Raw genomic sequence first — 19,235 nt, forward strand, 5'->3', positions numbered from 1 at the left:
CTCATGCTCACGGTGCTCGTCGGCGGATACCGGGCTCGGGTTGGACGCACGCCCTGCCGGTGTGACGCGGGTGGACGGGACGGACGGGGCCAGCGGTACCGTTGCGCACCCCGGGACGGGTGTGCCCTTCCGGTCCGAAGCCGAGCGGTACGGGTGCACGTCCCGGGGGCAGGCGTGCCGTTCCAGGCCGAAGCCGAGCGGTACCGGCGCACGCCCCGGGCCAGGCGTGCCGTTCCAGATCGAGGCCGAGTGGCACGGGCGCACATCCTGGGCCAGGCGTGCCGTTCGGGTCCGAAGCCGAGCAGGACCGGCGCGCGCCCCGGGTCAGACCGGGTCGGACGACCGCAGCGGGAAGACCACCCCGGTCATCTCCTCCGACAGCGCCCACAGACGCTTGGCGGCGCGGCCGTCCCAGGCGGCCTCGCTCCGGCTGGACAGGGCGGGGGCGCCGCGCGTGCCGCCCATGGCCTTGGGCCCGGCGAAGGCCGCGCCGGGCACGTCCTGGGTGGCGGCGAAGATCGTGGGGAGGGCGCCGTTGGCGGCGCTCTGGGCGAGGACTCTGTTGCCGAGCATGAGGGCCGCCCTGGAGACCGGGTTGACCCCGTGGCTCTGGAGGTTGGTGGCCGCGTAGCCGGGGTGGGCGGCGGTGGAGAGCACCGGGGAGCCCACCGCCTCCAGGCGGCGCTGGAGCTCCAGCGTGAACAGCAGGTTGGCGAGCTTGGACTGGTTGTAGGCCCGGTAGGGCGTGTAGCCGCGGTCCAGGTTGACGTCGTCGAAGTCGATACCCCGGGCCATGCGGTGCATTCCGGAGGAGAGGGTGACCACCCGTCCCGTGACGTGTTCCAGGAGCAGGTTGGTCAGGGCGAAGTGGCCGAGGTGGTTGACGCCGAACTGCGTCTCGAACCCGTCCTTGGTCACACCCTTGGCGATCGCCATGACGCCCGCGTTGTTGATGAGCAGGTGGAGGTCTCCGCTCCAGGCCTCGGCGAAGGCGCGCACGGACGCCAGGTCCGCCAGGTCCAGGTGGCGCACCTCGGTGTCGCCCCGCACCCCGGCGGCCTCGGCGCGCCCCTTGGCCACGTCGCGCACGGCCATCACGACGCGCGCGCCCGCCCGGGCCAGGATGCGCGTGGTCTCGATGCCCAGGCCGCTGTTGGCTCCGGTGACGACCGCCGTACGGCCGCTCAGGTCGGGGATGCTGACCGCTGTGGTGTCCATTGCGCCACGGTAGGCGAGCGCACCCGGGCTGTCCATGGCGGTCGCAGGGGCCGCGGCCGCCGGGCTGTCCGCGGCACCAACAGCAGCCACAGCAGTCACAGCAGTCACAGCAGTCACGGTGATCACAACACCCCCTGACTGTCCCCGGCGCCCCGGCCCCGGGCTCCCGAATTCTCGGGCCCTCGGACCGTCCCCAGTGCTTCAGCGCACCCGGACCGTGCCCGGCGCCCCGGTGCCCCGGTCCCCTGACGCAACCGGGCTGTCCATGGCGGCCACGAGGGCCGCCGGAGCGTCCGTCTATCCTGGTTTCCATGGTTGACCGCCCCTACCACCACGGAGACCTGCGCGCCGTCCTGCTCGCCAACGCCGAGCGCGCCCTGGCCGAACGGGGTCAGGCCGCGCTGTCCCTGCGTGAGATCGCCCGCGAGGCGGGGGTCAGCCACGCCGCGCCGGGCCGCCACTTCCGGGACAAGCAGGCGCTGCTGGACGCGCTCGCCCTCAGCGGTTTCGAGCGCCTGACCGCGTGCCTGGAGGCGGCGGCGCCCGAGGAGGGTGACGCGCGGACCCGTGTCCTCGCCCTGGCCAGGGCCTACGTGGGGTTCGCGGGGAAGCACGCCGCGCTGCTCGACCTCATGTACGCGCGCAAGCACGACCCCGACGTCTCCGAGCAGCTGTACGCCGCCGTGGGGCGGCTGCTCGAACGGGTGATGCGCCCCATCCTCGACGCCCAGGCCGCCGGGGAGATCGCGGGCGGCACCCCGGAGGCGGTCACGATGACCGTGTCCGCCGCGATGCACGGCCTGGTCGCGCTCACGGCCACGTCCTCCCCCGAAGAGATCGACGCCAAGCTCGCGGACATGGTCGGGGTGCTCTTCGAGGGCCTCAGGCCGCGCTGACGCCCGGGTCACGAACCGGACGGCCGCCCCATACGTCCCACGGGCGAGGTACCCCCGGGGCGGAAGGCCCCCGAGACAGAAGAAGGCCCCCGATGGAGTTCTGCGGATACTTCGAGACCCACCTGACCCTGGACGCGCCCGACGCCGAGCGCGTCGCGGAGGCGGCTCGATGGGCCGAGGAGTACGGGCTCAAGTTCACCCACATCGAGCTGGACCGCGGCGAGTCCCCGTCACAGCCGATGGTCACCTACCACGGGAAGGGCACTCTGGACGAGGAGCTGGCCGTGGCGCGGCGGTGGACCGAGCGGCTGGCCGAAGCCGGGTTCACGGTCGTCCGGACCAAGATCGAGGTACCGCACCAGGCCTCCGGGGTACCGGTGTCGCGCGGGGTGGCCGAGCTGATGCCGGAGTCGCACTACTTCGAGACGCACGTCAAACTCCTGCTCCCGGCGTCGGCCGACCTGGCGGCCCTGTCCGCGATCGTGGAACCCCACCGCGCCCGGCTGTCGCGCAACGCGCGCAGGGTCCGCGACGACGGCTTCCAGGAGCGTTTCGTCACCCAGCGGTGCTCACGTGTGGGCCGCAGGGAGGCCGCCCGGTTCGAACACGTGCTGTTGAAGGCCCTGGAGAGGGCCGGGGTGACCTTCGAGGGCAAGGAGGGGTGGCAGCCCAGGGTCCTGTCGGTGGAGCGGGAGTTCGTCGTCCACGACACCGCCCTGTCCGTGGACGCGGGGTGGTTGGACGCCGCCCCGGTCGAGAACGCCGACGACGTGCCGCCGGGCGAGTACGCGCCGGACAGCTACCGGCAGCGCCCGCCCAGCACCTACGTGCCCAACACCGACGGCCCCGAGGCAAGCCAGGGGAAGGTGTTCGACCCCGCGCTCAAGCACCTGGACGCCGCCTACCGGGCGGGAGAGCCGGTGTTCGCCGACCCCGGCCTGGGCTCCCGCTGGTGGGAGGCCAACCGGCGGGCGATGGAGCTGGCCCTGCGCGCGATCGCGGGCACACCGTGGCGGGACAGCCTCGTGCTGCGCGGCAGCATGCTCATGCCGGTGTGGGCGGGCAACGCCGCCCGGCGCCCCCGGGACCTGGACTTCGTGGTGGTCCCGGCCGAGACCGCCGCGTTCGGGGACCCGGCCGACCGCATGTTCGCGGACGTGGTCGGGGCCGTCACCAGGGCGTCCGCGCAGGGGATCTCCTTCGACGCCGAGGGCGTGCGGCTGGAGAGCATCTGGACCTACGAGCGGGCGCCGGGCCGCCGCGTGGTGGTCCCGTGGCGGGCCGGGGGCCTGCCCCCGGGCACCGTGCAGATCGACGTGGTGTTCAACGAGTCGCTGCCCGAGCCGCCGGTGGCGGTGTCGGTGGCGGGGGCGGACGTTCTGGCGGCCGGGGCGGAACTGTCCCTGGCCTGGAAGGTGCTGTGGCTGTACACGGACACCTACCCGCAGGGCAAGGACCTCTACGACGCGGTCCTGCTGGCCGAGAGCGCGCGGCCCTCGCGTGAGCTGCTGGTCGGTGTGCTGCGCCCCGAACTGGGTGACCGGGCCGAGACCGTGGACGAGCGCTTCCTGCGGGAGGAGGGCAGCCTCGACTCCGACGAGTGGGACGACTTCGTCAGCGACTGCCCGTGGGTGGAGGGCGACGCCGGGGAGTGGGTGGACCGCTTCGAGGCGGCGATGGCCCCCGTGTTCCGGGGGGAGTGAACGGGCTCCGGAAGGAATGAGCGGGTTCCAGAAGGAGCGAGCGGACCGCCTCCTTTCCCGGGGGCGGTCCCCGTGTATCCGCGGGCAGGACGGGGGGTGAGACGGTGTGCGGACACGTCGAGGTGGGCGGGCCCGGGGAACCCCCCGCTTTCCAGGAAACCGCGACCGGCCCCCACTCCGCCAGTCCTGTTCCGTGCCTGTGCACAACCTCCGGCCGGGGTGGGATGCGTGCCGTGCCCGGGACCGCGGATCGACCAAGCCCGGACCCGACCAGGCACGGACCGGCAGTCGGGGACGGGTCAGGCATGGACCCGACCGGGCCAGGACCGGTCAGGTACGGACCCGACCAGGCACGGACCGGTCAGGCCGGGCGGACGAACGGGTCGGCGGGCGGGTCGTAGGCGGTCTCCTCGTCCAACAGCCACACCCACTCCGGGCGCCACTCGGGGGTACGGCTGGCCATCTCCGCGGCGAGGTCCCCGACCCACACGCCGACACCGAGAGCGGACTCCTTCGACCACTCCGGCCGGTGGTCGTAGGCCCGGTCGACCTCCACCGCGTCAGGGGTCGCCCGGGCGCGCAGGAAGAACCACATGCCGTGCTCGGGGTGGCCTTCGGCCCGGCGCAGTTCGTAGTCGTGGTGGCCGCGCGGTTCCTCCTGGATCCGGTTTCCCCTGGCGTCCACCAGCGTGGACTGGCTCTGGCTGTTCCCACCGGTGATCGTGTAGACCACTTCGCCTCCGTGCTCGGCGGCCAGGCCGCGTAGGAAATCGCCCAGCTCGCGCAGCAGCCCGGTCTCCCCGGGTACGGGTCGCGGCCTCTCCGCGGCCGTCCGCATCACGGACTCCACCAGGACCGACCACTCCTGATCGCTGAGTACGCGGGTACGGCCGCGTTCGGCCGGTTTCTCCGTACCGGCGGGAAGCGGGGCGGCGGGGTGGCCATCCCCGGCGATCCCGGCGGCTCGGAGGACGCTGGTGGCCGCGGCGGTGTCGAAGGGCATCGGGTCCAGGAAGCCGAAGTCGACCGCTCCCCCCTCGACGGCGTGCTCCACCCGGGTGTAGAGCCGCTGCCCCATGTCGTCGAAGGGGTCGTCGCCCTCGTCGGGACGCGGTCCCCCGGTCACCGACACCACCTCGTTGACGAAGGCCACGAGGTCATGGGTGGCCTCCTCCGGACCGACGAAGGCGGACAGCCGCATCCCCAGGCCGTCCTCGTCCACCTGGTCGTGGTAGGTCGAGCGCGCCCACGCCCCGCACTCCCACCAGTACACGAAGCCGATGGGGACCTCGCTCTCCAGCCGGGAGATCCACTCCCAGGGGAGCCACTCCGGGGCGTCCGCGTACGGATTGACCGGAGGCCGGAAGGCGCTGTCGGTCCTCCCCGCCCGGTCCCAGCCGATGAGCAGGTACCGGCCGCCCGCGACACGGGCCATCCGCCACCAGTTGCCGCCGCCGTCCTGGAGGAGCAGGACACCGTCGTCCTCGACCCGGTGCCCCTCCGACCAGTCGGGGCCGAAGCCGGTGGACAGCGCGATCCTCAACGCGCCGAGTGTCCAGAGCACCTCGGGGCGCGGCAGGTCCTCGGGGCGACCGGGGCTGTGGAATCCAGATGGCACGGGCTCTCTCCTGGGGTCGGGGGTGATCAGGACTTTGTCGCATGTACCTCCGACACTCCGCGCGGCGGGAAGGTTCGGCGCGACTCCGGAGACACCGCTCGACGGGAGTGCTGACGGGAGGGCTGGCTAGCCTGTGGCCATGCGGGAGATCCGGAAAGAACCGCGCGGGTGGACCCGTCCGGCCTTCGAGGCCGTGCTGTGGGCTCTTCTGGGCGCGCTGATCGTGATCGAGCTCTCCGGGGTCCGCGACCGGCCGCCGGTCCTCGAAACGTGCCTTCTGCTGGCTGCCCTGGCCGTCGCGGCGGCTCTGTCCCGTCCCCTGCCGTTCGTCTCCCTGGGCGTCATGCTCAGCGGGGCGGTCCTGCAGACGTCCGCCTCGGGGTTCCTGGTGGTGGAGACCACCGTGATCGCGCCCTGGCTGGCCGTGGCTGTGCTGGCGCTGCTCACCGGCCTGCGCTCGGAACGGGTGCGCCCGGTGGTGGCGATGGTGGTCGTGGCGTGCTCGTTCACCCTCGTCCTGCACCTGTCGGCGGGGCTGGTGTTCGGCGCGGACGTCCGCGCGTTCCTGTCCGACTCCGTGGACTGGCTGGGCGTCGTCCTCGTCATCGCGCTGAGCACACTCGCCCCGTGGCTGTTCGGCCGCTACCAGCGCCTGCGCCGCCGGGTGTGGCGGGGCGGCTGGGAGATCGCCGAGCGCATGGAGCGGACCCGCGCGGCCGAGGCCGACCGGGCCCGCCTGCGGGAGCGCGCCCGGATCGCGACCCGGATGCACGACTCCCTCGGCCACGACCTCGCGCTGATCGCGGTGCGCGCGGCGGCCCTGGAGATGACCGCTCCTGAGGACTCCGAGCAGGGCCGGGCAGCCGGTGAGCTACGCACGGCGGCGCACGAGGCCAACCTGCGGCTGCGGGAGATCATCGGGGTACTGCGCGAGGACGACGACGGTGGCGACGGCCGCGACGAAGCCGCTTCCGGACCGGGCGTCGTCGGGCCGGGTCCGGGCGGGTTGAACGCGGGCGGCTTCGACGCGGGCACGCCGACCACAGGCGAGCCGAACGCGGGCGAGTTCGGCACAGGCGCGCTGAACGCAGGCGCACCGAACGCGAGCGCACCGGACGCGGGCGATTCGGTAGCGGGCGAGTCGGCGACGGTCCTGGTGCAGCGCGCCGCGGACGCCGGTATGCGGGTCCGGCTGCTGCGGGAGGGCCCCGATCCGGACCCGTCCGCCCCGGGAGGCGGCGCCGTGCACCGGGTGGTCCAGGAGGCGCTGACCAACGCGGCCAAGTACGCGCCGGGGGCGGAGGTGACCGTGCGGGTGGTCCGCGAGGCCGACCGGACCCGGGTGTCGGTCAGCGACACCGGACCGCCTGAGGCCGTGCGGACGGTCCTGCCCGCGCGGAGCGGGGACGGGTCCGGCCTGGCCGGGCTGCGTTCGCTGGTGGAGGGGCTCGGCGGGAGCTTCGCGGCGGGCCGGGAGGAGGGCGCGGGGTTCGCCGTACGGGCGACCGTGCCCGACCCCGGTGCCGAGGGCGGGGCGGAGGAGCCCGGGGAGTCGGAGACGCGTCGCGCCCACGGCGAGGCCCGCGCCCGCGCGCGGCGTCGGCTGGTGGCCGCCGTGGCCGTTCCGGCCGCGCTGGGCCTGGGGCTGGTGGCGGTCGGTTTCGGCCTGCTGTCCTGGGTGGGTACCAACACCGTGCTGCCCGCGGAGCGTTACGAGCGGTTGTCCGTGGGGGACGACCGGGAGCGGGTGGAGGAGGTGCTCCCCCGGTTCTCCTATCCCGAGGGTTCGGTGTCGGCCCGGGCCTCCGAGCCGTCCGCTCCGCCCGGTGCCCAGTGCCTCTTCTACCTGTCCCGGTACGAGAACGGGCTGCCGCCGGTGTACCGGCTGTGCTTCGAGGGCGGTGTCCTGGTCGCCAAGGACGAGATACAGCGGACCGACTGACCGGACGGCGCACTGACCGGGCGGTGCACTGACCGGGCGGCGCACTGACCGGGCGGCGCAGTAGGGTGTCGGCGTGAACGCGACAGACGGTGCCGGGACGCTTCGCCTCGTCCTCGCGGACGACGAGGCCATGATGCGCGCCGGACTGCGCGCGATCCTGTCGGCGGCGCCGGGGATCGAGGTGGTGGGCGAGGCCGGGGACGGCGACGCCGCCGTGGCCCTGGTCGCCGAGCACCGTCCCGACATCGCGCTGCTGGACGTGCAGATGCCCGGGACGGACGGCCTGGCCGCGACGGAGGTCATCGCCCGGGAGCACCCGGGGACGGCGGTCGTCATCCTCACCACGTTCTCCGAGGACGCCTACATCGCGCGGGCCCTGTCCGGGGGCGCCAGCGGGTTCGTGCTCAAGAGCGGGAATCCCCGTCAGTTGGTGGAGGGGCTGCGCGCGGTCGCGGAGGGCGGGGCGTACCTGTCGCCGGAGGTGGCGCGCCGGGTGATCGACGAACTGGACGCCTCCGGGGGGCGGCTGTCCCGCGCGTCGGCGGCGCGGGAACGGGTCGGGCGGCTCACCGGACGCGAACGCGGGGTGCTGGCGCTGGTCGGCCAGGGGTGCTCCAACGACGAGATCGCGCGCCGCCTGGCCATCGCCCCGGGCACGGTCAAGGTGCACGTGGGGTCGATCCTCACCCGGCTCGACGTGCGCAACCGGGTGCAGGCCGCTGTGGTGGCCTACGAGGCCGGACTGGTCTGAGGGCACCGGCCCGGTTCCCGCGCCCCGCGACGGCAGGCCCCTGGCCCGAGGCCCGGCTCGCGGGCACGGGGGTTTTCCACAGGCGGGAATCGGGGCTGGCGGTGGGGGTGGCCGCTGCGGTTCGATGGAATCGGGGGGTCCCCAGGGCCCTCTCCGTCGGCGTGCCCCCACCCCGTTCCCCACGCCCCCACGCGCCGCTCCCACCGCCCGCCCTACCCCTTTGTGCCTACCCGGCCGCTGCCGTCCAGGCGATGTGCGCCGGGCGCCCCGGCCCCGAGCATGGCTGGCATGAACACCACCAACTCCGTCCGCGCCAGGCGCGCGACCGCCTACGGGTCGGCCGCCCTCGTCCTCGCCGCGGCGTTCTCGATCCCCACCGCCCTCAACGCGGCCACCGACTCCGGGAGCGTGGTCCTCACCCCGCCCGAACCCACCGGCCCGCACGCCGTCGGCCGGACCGAACTGCACCTGGTCGACCCCGACCGCGGCCACCCCTGGGTGGAGGAGGCCACCGAACGGGACGTCATGGTCAGCGTCTGGTACCCGGCCGGAGAAGGCCCCGGCGCGGACGGGGAGGGCGACGCCTCCGCCGGGGACGGCACGGGCACCGGCGAACCCGCGCCCTACGTCACGCCCTCCGTCTCCGGGGTGCTGAAGAGCGAACTGGAGCAGGGAGGGCTCCACCGCGACAGCGTCGACTTCGACGCCTTCCGGGTCAACGCCCTCCGGGACGTCCCGGCCGCCGGCACCGGCCCGTTCCCCGTGGTCCTCTACTCCCCGGGGATGGAGCAGTCCCGGTTCCTCAACACCCTGCACCTGGAGGAACTCGCCTCCCACGGGTACGTGGTGGCCGCCATGGACCACCCCTACGAGACGCTCGCCGTGGACATGCCCGACGGCCGGGTACTGCGCACGAGCGCCCCCTCCTTCAGCACCGAGGCCCTCAAGGAGGCCGTCGCGGTCCGGCGCGCGGACACCCGCCTGGTCCTGGACGGGCTGACCGCGCTCGCGGAGGGCGACAGCCCCGACGCGGGCGGCCAGGAGCCCCCCGCGGGTCTGGGCGGGGCGCTGGACCTGGACGCGGTGGGCATGTTCGGCCACTCCGCCGGAGGGCTCACCGCCGCCGAGGTGATGCTGGAGGACGACCGCGTCGACGCGGGGCTGGACCTGGACGGCACCATCGGCTACCACGTCGGCGACGAGGTGTGGTCGGAGGCCAACCTGCGGGGCGCCGACCGCCCCTTCGCGCTCCTGACCGCGGGAAGGGCCGGAGTCGAGCTCGAACCGCACCACAGCGGGTACAGCGCAGGGTTCCGGACCTTCGTCGAGGCCTCCTCGGTCGACGTCCTGGAGCTGTACATGGCCGAGGGCGAGCACTTCAGCTACACCGACCACCAGTGGGTCCTGCCCGGCGTCGATGAGGCCCTCCAGCCGGGCAACCGCGCCTGGCCCGACCTGGTGGAGGGGGCGATCGGCACCGTCGACCCCGAGGAGTCTGTCCGGGCGCAGCGCGCCTACGTCACGGCCTTCTTCGACGCCCACCTGCGCGGTGAGCGGGACCCGATCCTGGACGGCCCCTCGCCGGACCTGCCCGCGATGGAGTTCGTCGGCGAGGACTAGTCCCCGGGCAGGCGCCGGGAGGGCTCGGGCGAGGTGCCCGCACCCGGCACCGCGGAGGCCCGGAACGCGCCTTGCGCGTCCCGGGCCTCCGGCCACCGGTAGGGCCCCGTCAGGCTCCTCCAGTCCTTTACACGTCGCGCACGCGCAGCTCGGTGTGGGCGACGATCTGCGCGGCCAGGGCCCAGCCCACGACCGCGGCGATGTTCACCGGCCCGTCGTGCGGAGCCGTGTAGAAGCCCACGTCACCGCCCGCGTAGAACTCGATCCCGGCCGTTCCCGGCATCAGCGCCGCGAAGTCGCTGATCATCTGCACCTGGGAGAGCTGCATGACCATCGGCAGCCCCATGAGCAGTAGGAACCCCACGATGAACGTGCCCGGCATGCTCCGCGTCGCCGTGCCTATCCCGACGAACAGCACCGCGAACAGCGCCATGCACACGCCCGCGTTCAGCGACGTCGCCAGGGTCTCGGCGGCGTCAGCGGAGGCGTACCGGCCGACGAACAAGCTCAGCACCGCGACCGCCGTCACCGTGGCGAGCGCGCCCGCCGCGAAGGCGAGTGCGGCGGACACCAGCGTGCGCGCGACCAGCACGGTCCCCCGGGCGGGCCGCCACAGCAGCGTGCTGGTGACACTGCGGTTGCCGAACTCCCCGGTCGCGGTCAGCGCGGCCATCACCAGCACGGCGATCTGCACCAGGTAGAAGTGCCCCTGCGAGGTGAGCCGCATGAACGCGGCGCCGTCCGCCTCGTCCGGGTTCTCCATGATCCGGGTCCACTCGGTGTAGCCCATGATCGCGGCGAACACTGCCATGCCCGCCAGCGCGGCGCCGAACGCCCACCACGTGGACCGCAGGGACGACTGCCGGATCCACTCGGCGGCGACCTCCCGGAACAGGTCCGTCCGGGGGCAGCCCCCGGCACGGTCGGCCCCCGTACCAGCCGCCTTCGCCGTCCCCGCCGCCCGCCACGTTCCCCCGGCGCTCGCGGGGGTTCCGGAACCCTCCTTCACACCCGTGGCACCCGTCGCACCGAACACCCTCGACACACCCGTCATGCTCTCCTCACCCCTGTCGTCCCGCCCGCTTCGGCTCCCGCCCCGGGCTCGCGCCCCTTCCTCCCGCCACCGGTTCACCGGGACCTCCTGCGTCCCAGGCGGCGCAGTGGCCCGGCCGGTCCCGCGGTGCTCTCGGAAGACGCCGGGTCCCCGGCGGCGGGCCCCGTGTCCCCCGCCGCGTTCCCCGAAGCGTCCCGGCCGGAGGCGGCTGGCCCGGAACGGGCGCCGTACTCGACGGCGTCCCCGGTCAGTTCCAGGTAGGCCTCCTCCAGCGAGGCCTCCTCCAGCCGGAGCCCGTGGACCCGCGCGCCCATGGCGTGCGCGTGGTCGCCGACCTCCGCCACGCCGAGCCCGAACACCCTCAGACCGGTGCTTCGGTCGCTGCTCCGGTCCCGGCCGTCACCCCGGTCCCGGCGACCGTCTTGGCCCCGTCCGCCACCGGCGTCCCGTGCTGATCGCTCGGCACCGGCCTCCCCACCACCACGGACATCTCCTCCGCTTCCGGGTTCCCCGCCGACACGGACGCCTCTCGCGCTTCCTGGATCTCCGCCGTCCCGGACACCACCGCCGTCACAGGAGCCACCCGCCTCCCTGACTCCCCGGGCACCCCTGTCGTCCCAGGTGTCCTCCACCGCCTCGATCCGCACCGACGGCCCCAGCCGCTCCAACCCCTCCCGCAGCCTCGCGGCGTCCGGACTGCGCACCAGCACGTGCGTGCGCGACCAGGCCGCGATCACATCGGAGATCGGCGCGTCCGCGATCAGCCGCCCCCGGCCCACCACGACCAGGTGGTCGGCGACCATCTCCATCTCGCTCATCAGGTGGCTGGAGACGAACACGGTGCGCCCCTCGTCGGCGAGCCGCCGCGTCAGGTCGCGCATCCACCGCACGCCGTCCAGGTCGAGCCCGTTCACCGGTTCGTCGAACAGCAGCACCCCCGGGTCCCCCAGCAGCGCGTCCGCGACGCCCAACCGCTGGCGCATGCCCAGGGAGTACCCGTGCACCCGCTGGCGGGCGACGCCGGTCAGGCCGACCTCCTCCAGCACCTCGTCCACCCGGCTCCTCGGAATCCCGCCGCCCGCCGCCTTCGCGGTCAGGTGGGCGCGGGCGCTGCGCCCGGGGTGAGCGGCGTCAGGCGACAGCAGGGCGCCGACCTGCCGCGTCGGCCGGTCCAGCCGCCAGTACTCCCGGCCGTTGACCAGGGCCTCCCCCGACGTGGGCCGGGCCAGGCCCAGCATCATCCGCATGGTCGTGGACTTCCCCGCGCCGTTGGGCCCCAGGAAGCCCGTCACCCGACCGGGTTCGACGGTGAAGGTGAGCCCGTCCACCGCTGTCCTGCCCCCGTAGCGTTTGGTCAGTTCGCGCACCGTGAGCACGGTTTCCCCTCTCTTCCGCTCTCGTGGTGCACCACGCTAGGAAGAGGGGCCCCGGGCCCACATCTGTGGTTCGTCGGGGACCGGGTACGCACTTGTGCCTACCCGGCACCGCCGGGAGCCGTTTCGCCGGGGGCCGTTTCGCCGGACCGGCGTTTCGGGTAGGTCCCGTGGGTGACGGCCAACCGGTCGAACGGGGGGAGAGGTCATGCGGGCGTCCATCGGCGACTACGTGCGTACGCACGGGGTCGTGAGCACCGAGGGTCAGCACGTCGGGGAGGTCGTGGAGGTACGCGGCGCCGACGACGGGCCGCCGTACGTGGTGCGGTTCCCGGACGGGGAGGAACGGCTCGTCTATCCCGGGCCGGAGACGGTGGTGGAGCCCCGGCACCCGGTGGACTGAGCGGCGCCGGAAGGGGCGGTCGGGGTGCCCGGAACGTACGGGCCACCGGGAGGCCCGCTGGGCTGCGGGGAGCCGGAGGAGTTGACCGGACCACCGGGACGCCCTGGGCGTCCGGCCGGGCGGGACCGCACGCCTGTCGGACCCCGGGAGCGGTCGGAACGTACGGGGCGGCCGGGGCCGCTGGTACAGCGGAGACGCCCCGGTCCCCGGGAGCGGGCCCGGCGGCGCCCGCCACACGTCGGGCACACGGGACGGCGGCGGGCGTGACGCCCGCCGCCGTGGTGTCCTGGGCCCGCCCGCGGTTCAGGCCGACAGCCGGTCCAGGAAGCCGCCCAGGTTGGCCGAGGCGCGGGCGATCTGCTCGTCCACGGTGAGGGACTCCTCGAAGCGCCCTCCCTGCTCCGGCTCCTTCTTCCCGCGGATGTACAGCGAGCAGGCGAAGTCGGTGCACATGTACAGGCCCACCGTGCTGCCGTCCTTACCGGCGCGCCTCGCCTTGGGCGCGGCCAGCAGGGCCACGCCCCGCCCGGGGTGGGTGGTCAGGCACACCGAGCACATGCTCCGGCGCAGCCCGGCGCGGACGTTGGACAGGCGGAAGGCCACGCCGACGAGCCGGTCGCCGCGCTCGGTGACCAGGTAGGCGCGTTCGTGCGCGGTGTGGTCGCGCCAGCCGAGGAAGTCCAGGTCCTCCCAGGGGCGCCGGTCCAGGTCGCGCGGCAGTGAGAGCCGCTGTGCCTCCCCCTTCGAGCAGTTCACGAACGACGTCCGGATGTCCCGCTCAGTCAAAGCTCTCATGGGAGGGACGCTAACGCCGCAGGTCGGGCCCGGGCAACGTTTTTACGGCGCGGCGTACCGTCCCCGTGCGGGCCGAAATCCCCGCACCGCCGGATGTCCGGCCCGCTCCACCCCGACCGCGCCGTGCCCCGCGTGACCCGTCCCACCCTCGCCGACCGCTCCCGGCGCTGACCGGCAGCCCGCGGGCCCGCGGGTCCGCTCCGTCTCAGGGGCGTCTGATGAGGTAGAGCGCGAAGGGCTCTCCCCCGTGGCGGATCTCGCGCGCGTAGCCGAACCCGAGCCGTTCCATGACCGCGCGGGAACGGAGGTTGTGCACCTCGGTGAAGGAGACCACCTCGTCCGCGCCGAGGTCGTGGAAGGCGAACTCCAGCCCCGCGCGGCCGATCTCGCTGGCGTAGCCGAGCCCCCAGAAGCACTCGCGGATCGCCCAGCCGACCTCCAGGCACCACAGGGAGTCCACCACGGCGCGGGACAGGCCGCCGCGCCCCACCAGCTCGCCTGTCCACCGGTCGTGCGCGATCCACTTGTGGACGCCGTCGGTCTCCCAGGCGCGTTCCATGTGCAGGGCGCTCTCCCAGGCCTCCCCCCGCGTCCACCTGCCGCCGTACCAGCGGGCGACGCCGGGGTCCCGGTGCAGCCGCCACAGCTCGCGGGCGTGTTCGGGGCCGATGGGGTCCAGGCGCAGCCTCCGCGTGAGGCGGACACCGGACGGGCCCCGGGGTCCGTCCGGGTCGGCCGGGGTCTCCGGTGCGGCGCCGCGGCGGTGTCCGCGGTCGGGGCCGGTCACGGGTGTTCCCGTCGGGTGCGGGCGTCGGACGGGGCGGCGGTGGGGTTTCGGTCTCCGGGTCGGTCTCCGGGGCGATCATCGGGCGCGTGGAGGAGGGCCCCGTGCGCACCGCGCGCGTTCCCGGCCGCGCCGCGTGCGTCCCGGTGCACGTCGCGGGTGCCGTCCGCCGCACCGCGCACGTCCCCGTGCGCCCTCTCCGCTGCCACGTGGAAAGTCTAGGTTCCGCCCCTCCCGTACGGCCGTCACCGCCGTGTACTGGGACTTTCCCGTTATCCGCGGGCACTCGGCGCGTGATGTCCCTTCCCTGCGCCGACCGGGAGTCAGTCCCGCTGGAAGAGGCGAGCCGTGTACAGGACCGCGCCGGAGGCCAGCCCGGCCAGGGCCAGCGATGCCGCGAACGAGGCGGCTTCGAGCACGAAGCCGGAGAACTCGACCGTCTCGGCCAGGAAGCGGCGCGAGGCCTGGCGCGAGAGGACGAACACGGCCACGAAGGCGACGAAGGAGACGACCGAGGAGACCTTCACCGGAGCGTTCCAGTGCGTTGGAGAGGAGGCATGCGGGCCATCCTAGGGCGCGCCGCACCCGGTCACTCCCCGGGGCGGAGAAGCAGTGCCGGGCCGTGTCGCGCCCTGGCACGCACGCGGCACAGGCAGCAGACTGGGCCCCGTCCGGGACCCTCCGGGCACGCGTCGAGGAGGACACATGGAACTCGGTATGCACGTCGCCGACTTCACCTGGGACGGCGGAACGCCCGCCATCGGCCCCACGCTCGCCGACACCGCCCGCGCCGCCGAGGCCGCGGGCGTCTCGCGGCTGACGGTGATGGACCACTTCTGGCAGATGGGCGGGGACATCGGCCCACAGGAGAACGCCATGCTGGAGGCGTACACCGCTCTGGGCTTCCTGGCCGCGCACACCGACCGGGTCCTCCTGCACACCCTGGTCACAGGAGCCGTGTACCGCGAGCCGGGTGTGCTGGCCAAGCAGATCAGCACCCTGGACACGCTGTCCGGCGGGCGCGCCGGGCTGGGCATCGGGGCCGCCTGGTACGCCGACGAGGCGCACGGCCTGGGCATCCCGTTCCCGTCCACGAAGGAGCGGTTCGAGCGCCTGGAGGAGACGGTCCAGATCTGCCTCCAGATGTGGGGCGGGGACGAGGGCCCCTACCGGGGCAGGCACCACACGCTGGAGCGCACCCTCAACTCGCCGCAGAACATCTCCACCCCGCACCCGTACCTGATGATCGGCGGCAGCGGGGAGCGCAAGACGCTGCGCCTGGTCGCCCAGTACGCGGACGCGTGCAACATCTTCGGCGGCCCCGACGCGGCGCACAAGCTCGACGTGCTCCGTCGGCACTGCGAGGACCTGGGGCGCGACTACGACCGGATCGAGAGGACCACGATCTTCTTCGTCACCCCCGACACCACTCGGGACGCGCTGGTCCGGCAGCTGCTGGAGCTGGCCGCGACCGGGTTCTCGGTCGCCTACGTGTACGGACAGGGGTTCTCCGACCCCCGCCGCGCGGTCGAGCTGCTCGGCTCCGTCCTGCCGGAGGTCGCGGAGGCCTGAACCGGGCGGTTCCGGCGCCCGTGCCGCAAATCCGCGTGCGGCGCGGGGTCGCGGCGCGTACCGTCGGGGGCTCGACCACAGGGGGGTGGCACATGGCGGACGGACCGCGCGTCTTCGAGGTCCTCGTGCCCGGATACGACAGCCTCGACGAGGTGCTCGCGCTCCAGGAGCCGGTGGCGCGGCTCCTGTGTCCCGACCCGTCGCACGCGGGCCCGTGCGAGGTGCCCTGGAGCCTGGGCGCGCGTACGGAAGAGGAGGAGGACGACCCCGTGGGAACCGGCCACACGGTCGTCGCGGGCCTCCACGCCACCCGGGACCGGGCCGAGGAGATCGCGGCGCGGATCGGGGCGGAGCTGGACCGCACCGCCTGCCTGGTCGAGGCCGATCCGGGCGACCACGAGGAACTCGTCGAGCAGTACCGGGCCCGGGGCGGCCGGTGAGCGCTCGGGGCCGCGACGGTCCCGGCGGCGCGCCCGGCCCGAAGGCCGCGACGCGCGCCCCAGGGACGGCCCGGCCCGCCGCCCGGACGGACCGGAACCGCCTTCCGGGCAGGGTTCAGAGCGTGTCGATCAGCTCGCGGCACGCCCGCTCACACCGTCGGCACGCCTCGGCGCACACCCGGCAGTGGTCGTGCATGGAGGCGTGCCGTTCGCACTCGTCGGCGCACGTCTTGCAGGCCTGCGCGCAGGCCTCCAGGACCGCGCGGGTCAGGTTGGCGTCGTAACCGGTGTGACGCGAGAGCACCCGGCCGGTGGTCTCGCACTGGTCGGCGCAGTCGAGGTCGGTGCGGACGCACTTGACGAGGTCGGCGACCCCGTCCTCGCTCAGACAGGCGTCCGCGCAGGCGGTACAGGCCTGGGCGCACTCGAAGCACGCCTCGATGCAGGCCCGCAGCCTCTCGCGGTCCACCCCGCCCAGGTCCTTGGGATAGGTCTCCAGCATCTGGCTCGCCACGCTCATGGCGTTCCCCCTCGGCGTCGTGCGGTGCCGGGGGCGGGCGCCCCCGGCCCTGGTCCGCACTCCCCCTAACCGGCGGGTGGCGGGGCAAACCCGGGGAAGGGCCGGTGCGGGCGCCGGGTGGTCCCGGCGCCCGCCGCGGGTCGGGACAGGTCAGTGACCGCCGTGGTCCCCCTCGGCGTCCTGTCCGGCGCCGTCCTCCCCGGAGCCGCCGCCTCGGCCGAGCATCGCCTCCATCTCCTCGATCTCGGCCTCCTGGGCGTCGACGACCTCCCGGGCCAGCTCACCGGCCTCGGGGTCGACGCCGTTCTCCAGCTGGTCCTCGGCCATCTGGACCGCGCCCCGGTGGTGGGCGATCATCAGCTCCAGGAACAGCGTGTCGAAGGCCTCCCCCTCGGCCCGCTCCAGCTCCGCCATCTGCTCCTCGGTCATCATCCCGGACATGCCGTGGTGCTCCCCGTCGCCCTCGGGCTCGACCCCCCAGGCGTCCAGCATCCCCCGGAGCTGTTCGATCTCGGGCCCCTGGGCGGCCTCGATCTCGGCCGCGAGGGCCGCGACCTCCTCCCCCGCCCGGTCCTCGGCGAGCCGGGACATCTCCACGGCCTGCTCGTGGTGGGGGATCATCATCCGGGCGAACACGACGTCGGCGTCGTTGAACTCGGCCGCCGACTGCTCGGCCGTCGGCTGCTCGGCGGACCCGGGCGCGGGGTCGGGGGCCTCCCCGGCGCCGCAGGAGGCGAGGAACAGGGCGGCGGCCAGTGCCGCCGGAGCCGCCGGGAACGCGCGGGTACGGAACTGCGTGGTCATCGTCGGTCCTTCTTCATGGCTTCTTCGCGCATGGCGCGGCGCGCCACGGCGAGGTGAACAGGGCTCGGGACCGGGTGTCGGGGCGCGTGGGGCCACCGCACCACCCGGGAGGGGCATCTACACCCTCAGCACCTGCAACTTCGCCAGACACGGGGGTTCGGGCGGCGCGACGCGCAACGCCCGCCGGAGCGGCGAGGACGGCGGCCTCGGCAGCGGCCCCGGCCAGGGGAGGAAGACCACGGCGGCCAGCCCGACGAGGGCGGCCACCAGGGCGGCCACCGCCAGGCACATCGTCGTCGGGTCGGTGACGGGGGAGGCGTGCGCGTCCGGGTCGGAGTACCCGCCCGCGGCGTCATGCGTGTTCGGGACGGAGTACCCGCCCGCGACGGCGTGCGCCTCCGGAGCGGGCTCGGCGTGCGCACCGGCCGCGGACGCGGCGTGGGCCGCAGGGGCGGCGTGCGCCTCCGGAGCGGGATCGGCGTGCGCGACGACCGAGGCGGTGGAGACGGGAGAGGCGTGCTCCGCGTCCGTGGACGCGTGCCCCAGGGTGTGCATTCCCGCCACACCGAGCAGCACGGACACCAGGAGCAGCATCCGCACCCAGGCCAGGCCGGGGTGCGCGGAGCGCCCGCGCGCGGCCCTGCCCACGGCTCCCACCGTGGGCGCCGCGCCACGAGGAAGGAGCCGCGGGACAAGAGCGTACGTGCTCGTCACCAGCGTCTCCTCCCCTCTTCCTCCGCCGCGCACGGTGGGTTCCGTCCGGGGTCCGGAATCCCGTCCGGACCGACTCCACCAGGGTAGGGCCGCCCTCCGGAGGTCCCCGGCCGCCCCCGGCTTACCTCCTACCCCTATCGGGTAAAGGCGGCTGCGGCCGCCCCCGCGCGCGGAGCACGGGGACGGCCGCGGTCCCGGCGGGCACCGGTCAGCGGGCGCCGCTCAGGTGGCGACCTCCTCCATCCGGGCCCGCGCCGCCGCCTCGACGTTCTTCTTGATGTGCTCCATCTCGGTCGGGACGTTCTGGTTGTACTTGACGGTCATCTGCTCGTCGTCGAAGGGCGCGTCGGGCCTCATGGCGAACTGGTAGCTCCAGGTCAGCCGCACGCCCTCCGGCACCTGCTCGTAGTTCCAGTGGATCCGCACGTACTCGAAGCCCTCGGTCTGGACGCGGTGGGACCACGCCTCCCCGGCCTCGCGGTCCACGGTGCGCTCGGACACCCAGCTCCACACGCGCCCCTGCTTGTCGGGGTTCTTGGTGACGCGGAAGCGCGTGGTGTCGCCGTCCTGCTCCAAGACCTCCACCGAGGAGTGCCAGGTGAAGATCTGGGGCCAGGAGGCGACGTCGTTGGTCAGTTCCCAGACGAAGTCGTAGGGCGCGTCGATGACGACGCTGTGCTCGATGCTTCCGGGCACGGGATCACATTCCTTTCGCGGGGGCGGCGACGCCCCCGTTGACGAGGGTGGCCAGCGAGTCCGGGGAGGGCGCCGCCTCGGCGTCCGCTCCGAGCTTGCGGCCGACACGGCGCTCGATCTCGGCGACGATGCCCATGACGCCCAGGGAGTCGATCCCCAGTTCGTCGAAGGTGCTCGTGGAGGCGGTGGCGGCGTCGGTCCGGACACCGGCGCAGGCGGACATGAGTTCCACCAGCTCCTCCATCTCGATGTGTCTGTCGGACATGGGTCTCCTCAGGAATCTCGTGTGTCGGTTCGGGTTCCGGCGCGCGTGCCGCGTCGTGTGTCGGTCC

20 protein-coding genes are annotated in these 19,235 nt (G+C 73.9%); 8 read left to right on the forward strand and 12 right to left on the reverse strand.

Going from position 1 to position 19,235, the window contains the following annotated elements:
- Positions 1–324: 324 nt before the first annotated feature.
- Complete coding sequence (locus tag ACSTA4_RS26430) at positions 325–1,218, reverse strand: oxidoreductase (protein WP_444961443.1); 894 nt, start codon at positions 1,216–1,218, stop codon at positions 325–327.
- Between the two features lie 311 nt (positions 1,219–1,529).
- Here ACSTA4_RS26430 and ACSTA4_RS26435 point away from each other — a divergent pair, with 311 nt between their 5' ends.
- Positions 1,530–2,114 carry a TetR/AcrR family transcriptional regulator gene (locus ACSTA4_RS26435; RefSeq protein WP_444961444.1) on the forward strand — a complete coding sequence of 195 codons (585 nt, stop codon included), beginning with the start codon at positions 1,530–1,532 and terminating at the stop codon, positions 2,112–2,114.
- Positions 2,115–2,206: 92 nt separating this feature from the next.
- Positions 2,207–3,817 (forward strand): nucleotidyl transferase AbiEii/AbiGii toxin family protein, encoded by a 1,611-nt coding sequence (locus ACSTA4_RS26440; RefSeq protein ID WP_444961445.1) that lies wholly within the window; start codon positions 2,207–2,209, stop codon positions 3,815–3,817.
- A gap of 361 nt (positions 3,818–4,178) precedes the next feature.
- On the opposite strand, the gene ACSTA4_RS26445 is transcribed toward ACSTA4_RS26440, so the two are convergent.
- Positions 4,179–5,435 (reverse strand): hypothetical protein, encoded by a 1,257-nt coding sequence (locus tag ACSTA4_RS26445; RefSeq protein WP_444961446.1) that lies wholly within the window; start codon positions 5,433–5,435, stop codon positions 4,179–4,181.
- Between the two features lie 139 nt (positions 5,436–5,574).
- Here ACSTA4_RS26445 and ACSTA4_RS26450 point away from each other — a divergent pair, with 139 nt between their 5' ends.
- The 3 genes from ACSTA4_RS26450 to ACSTA4_RS26460 all read left to right on the forward strand — a co-directional run bounded on the left by ACSTA4_RS26450 (position 5,575) and on the right by ACSTA4_RS26460 (position 9,748).
- Positions 5,575–7,377 carry a sensor histidine kinase gene (locus ACSTA4_RS26450; protein WP_444961447.1) on the forward strand — a complete coding sequence of 601 codons (1,803 nt, stop codon included), beginning with the start codon at positions 5,575–5,577 and terminating at the stop codon, positions 7,375–7,377.
- Positions 7,378–7,450: 73 nt separating this feature from the next.
- Entirely contained in the window at positions 7,451–8,128 is a 678-nt protein-coding gene (locus ACSTA4_RS26455) for a response regulator (protein ID WP_444961448.1), read from the forward strand.
- Positions 8,129–8,416: 288 nt separating this feature from the next.
- Positions 8,417–9,748 carry an alpha/beta hydrolase family protein gene (locus ACSTA4_RS26460; RefSeq protein ID WP_444961449.1) on the forward strand — a complete coding sequence of 444 codons (1,332 nt, stop codon included), beginning with the start codon at positions 8,417–8,419 and terminating at the stop codon, positions 9,746–9,748.
- A gap of 127 nt (positions 9,749–9,875) precedes the next feature.
- Here ACSTA4_RS26460 and ACSTA4_RS26465 read toward each other — a convergent pair whose 3' ends face one another.
- Both ACSTA4_RS26465 and ACSTA4_RS26470 read right to left on the reverse strand, forming a co-directional pair.
- Entirely contained in the window at positions 9,876–10,802 is a 927-nt protein-coding gene (locus tag ACSTA4_RS26465; RefSeq protein WP_444961450.1) for an ABC transporter permease, read from the reverse strand.
- 74 nt (positions 10,803–10,876) lie between these two features.
- Positions 10,877–12,178 (reverse strand): ABC transporter ATP-binding protein, encoded by a 1,302-nt coding sequence (locus tag ACSTA4_RS26470; protein ID WP_444961451.1) that lies wholly within the window; start codon positions 12,176–12,178, stop codon positions 10,877–10,879.
- A 205-nt stretch (positions 12,179–12,383) separates the two neighbouring features.
- Here ACSTA4_RS26470 and ACSTA4_RS26475 point away from each other — a divergent pair, with 205 nt between their 5' ends.
- Positions 12,384–12,578, forward strand: coding sequence for a DUF1918 domain-containing protein (locus ACSTA4_RS26475; protein ID WP_444961452.1), 195 nt, complete (start codon positions 12,384–12,386; stop codon positions 12,576–12,578).
- 303 nt (positions 12,579–12,881) lie between these two features.
- Here the strand turns inward: ACSTA4_RS26475 and ACSTA4_RS26480 are convergent, their stop codons facing one another.
- From ACSTA4_RS26480 to ACSTA4_RS26490, 3 genes are all read right to left on the reverse strand, one after another.
- On the reverse strand, positions 12,882–13,373 hold the full coding sequence (locus ACSTA4_RS26480) for an FBP domain-containing protein (protein ID WP_047868049.1): 492 nt from the start codon (positions 13,371–13,373) through the stop codon (positions 12,882–12,884).
- 205 nt (positions 13,374–13,578) lie between these two features.
- Positions 13,579–14,160, reverse strand: a complete 582-nt coding sequence (locus ACSTA4_RS26485; protein ID WP_444961453.1) for a GNAT family N-acetyltransferase — start codon at positions 14,158–14,160, stop codon at positions 13,579–13,581.
- A gap of 320 nt (positions 14,161–14,480) precedes the next feature.
- Complete coding sequence (locus ACSTA4_RS26490) at positions 14,481–14,684, reverse strand: hypothetical protein (protein ID WP_444961454.1); 204 nt, start codon at positions 14,682–14,684, stop codon at positions 14,481–14,483.
- Positions 14,685–14,862: 178 nt separating this feature from the next.
- Between ACSTA4_RS26490 and ACSTA4_RS26495 the strand changes: the two genes are divergently transcribed.
- On the forward strand, positions 14,863–15,729 hold the full coding sequence (locus tag ACSTA4_RS26495; protein ID WP_444961455.1) for an LLM class F420-dependent oxidoreductase: 867 nt from the start codon (positions 14,863–14,865) through the stop codon (positions 15,727–15,729).
- A gap of 92 nt (positions 15,730–15,821) precedes the next feature.
- A complete protein-coding gene (locus tag ACSTA4_RS26500; protein WP_444961456.1) occupies positions 15,822–16,169 on the forward strand; it encodes a hypothetical protein in 348 nt (115 codons plus the stop codon).
- A 115-nt stretch (positions 16,170–16,284) separates the two neighbouring features.
- Here ACSTA4_RS26500 and ACSTA4_RS26505 read toward each other — a convergent pair whose 3' ends face one another.
- From ACSTA4_RS26505 to ACSTA4_RS26525, 5 genes are all read right to left on the reverse strand, one after another.
- On the reverse strand, positions 16,285–16,689 hold the full coding sequence (locus tag ACSTA4_RS26505; RefSeq protein WP_248772264.1) for a four-helix bundle copper-binding protein: 405 nt from the start codon (positions 16,687–16,689) through the stop codon (positions 16,285–16,287).
- Between the two features lie 150 nt (positions 16,690–16,839).
- Positions 16,840–17,493 carry a DUF305 domain-containing protein gene (locus ACSTA4_RS26510; RefSeq protein WP_444961457.1) on the reverse strand — a complete coding sequence of 218 codons (654 nt, stop codon included), beginning with the start codon at positions 17,491–17,493 and terminating at the stop codon, positions 16,840–16,842.
- Between the two features lie 117 nt (positions 17,494–17,610).
- Positions 17,611–18,207, reverse strand: a complete 597-nt coding sequence (locus ACSTA4_RS26515; protein WP_444961458.1) for a DUF6153 family protein — start codon at positions 18,205–18,207, stop codon at positions 17,611–17,613.
- Positions 18,208–18,429: 222 nt separating this feature from the next.
- Positions 18,430–18,903: an SRPBCC family protein gene (locus ACSTA4_RS26520; protein ID WP_444961459.1), complete on the reverse strand. Its 474-nt coding sequence runs from the start codon at positions 18,901–18,903 to the stop codon at positions 18,430–18,432.
- Between the two features lie 4 nt (positions 18,904–18,907).
- Positions 18,908–19,168: an acyl carrier protein gene (locus ACSTA4_RS26525; RefSeq protein ID WP_274975003.1), complete on the reverse strand. Its 261-nt coding sequence runs from the start codon at positions 19,166–19,168 to the stop codon at positions 18,908–18,910.
- Positions 19,169–19,235 lie beyond the last annotated feature (67 nt).

Source organism: Nocardiopsis sp. M1B1, assembly GCF_052466615.1.

Coding starts and splice junctions, on each gene's coding strand:
- ACSTA4_RS26430 (WP_444961443.1), bottom strand. CDS start 1,218: ATGGACACCACAGCGGTCAGCATCCCCGACCTGAGCGGCCGTACGGCG.
- ACSTA4_RS26435 (WP_444961444.1), top strand. CDS start 1,530: ATGGTTGACCGCCCCTACCACCACGGAGACCTGCGCGCCGTCCTGCTC.
- ACSTA4_RS26440 (WP_444961445.1), top strand. CDS start 2,207: ATGGAGTTCTGCGGATACTTCGAGACCCACCTGACCCTGGACGCGCCC.
- ACSTA4_RS26450 (WP_444961447.1), top strand. CDS start 5,575: ATGCGGGAGATCCGGAAAGAACCGCGCGGGTGGACCCGTCCGGCCTTC.
- ACSTA4_RS26460 (WP_444961449.1), top strand. CDS start 8,417: ATGAACACCACCAACTCCGTCCGCGCCAGGCGCGCGACCGCCTACGGG.
- ACSTA4_RS26465 (WP_444961450.1), bottom strand. CDS start 10,802: ATGACGGGTGTGTCGAGGGTGTTCGGTGCGACGGGTGCCACGGGTGTG.
- ACSTA4_RS26475 (WP_444961452.1), top strand. CDS start 12,384: ATGCGGGCGTCCATCGGCGACTACGTGCGTACGCACGGGGTCGTGAGC.
- ACSTA4_RS26480 (WP_047868049.1), bottom strand. CDS start 13,373: ATGAGAGCTTTGACTGAGCGGGACATCCGGACGTCGTTCGTGAACTGC.
- ACSTA4_RS26495 (WP_444961455.1), top strand. CDS start 14,863: ATGGAACTCGGTATGCACGTCGCCGACTTCACCTGGGACGGCGGAACG.
- ACSTA4_RS26500 (WP_444961456.1), top strand. CDS start 15,822: ATGGCGGACGGACCGCGCGTCTTCGAGGTCCTCGTGCCCGGATACGAC.
- ACSTA4_RS26505 (WP_248772264.1), bottom strand. CDS start 16,689: ATGAGCGTGGCGAGCCAGATGCTGGAGACCTATCCCAAGGACCTGGGC.
- ACSTA4_RS26510 (WP_444961457.1), bottom strand. CDS start 17,493: ATGACCACGCAGTTCCGTACCCGCGCGTTCCCGGCGGCTCCGGCGGCA.
- ACSTA4_RS26525 (WP_274975003.1), bottom strand. CDS start 19,168: ATGTCCGACAGACACATCGAGATGGAGGAGCTGGTGGAACTCATGTCC.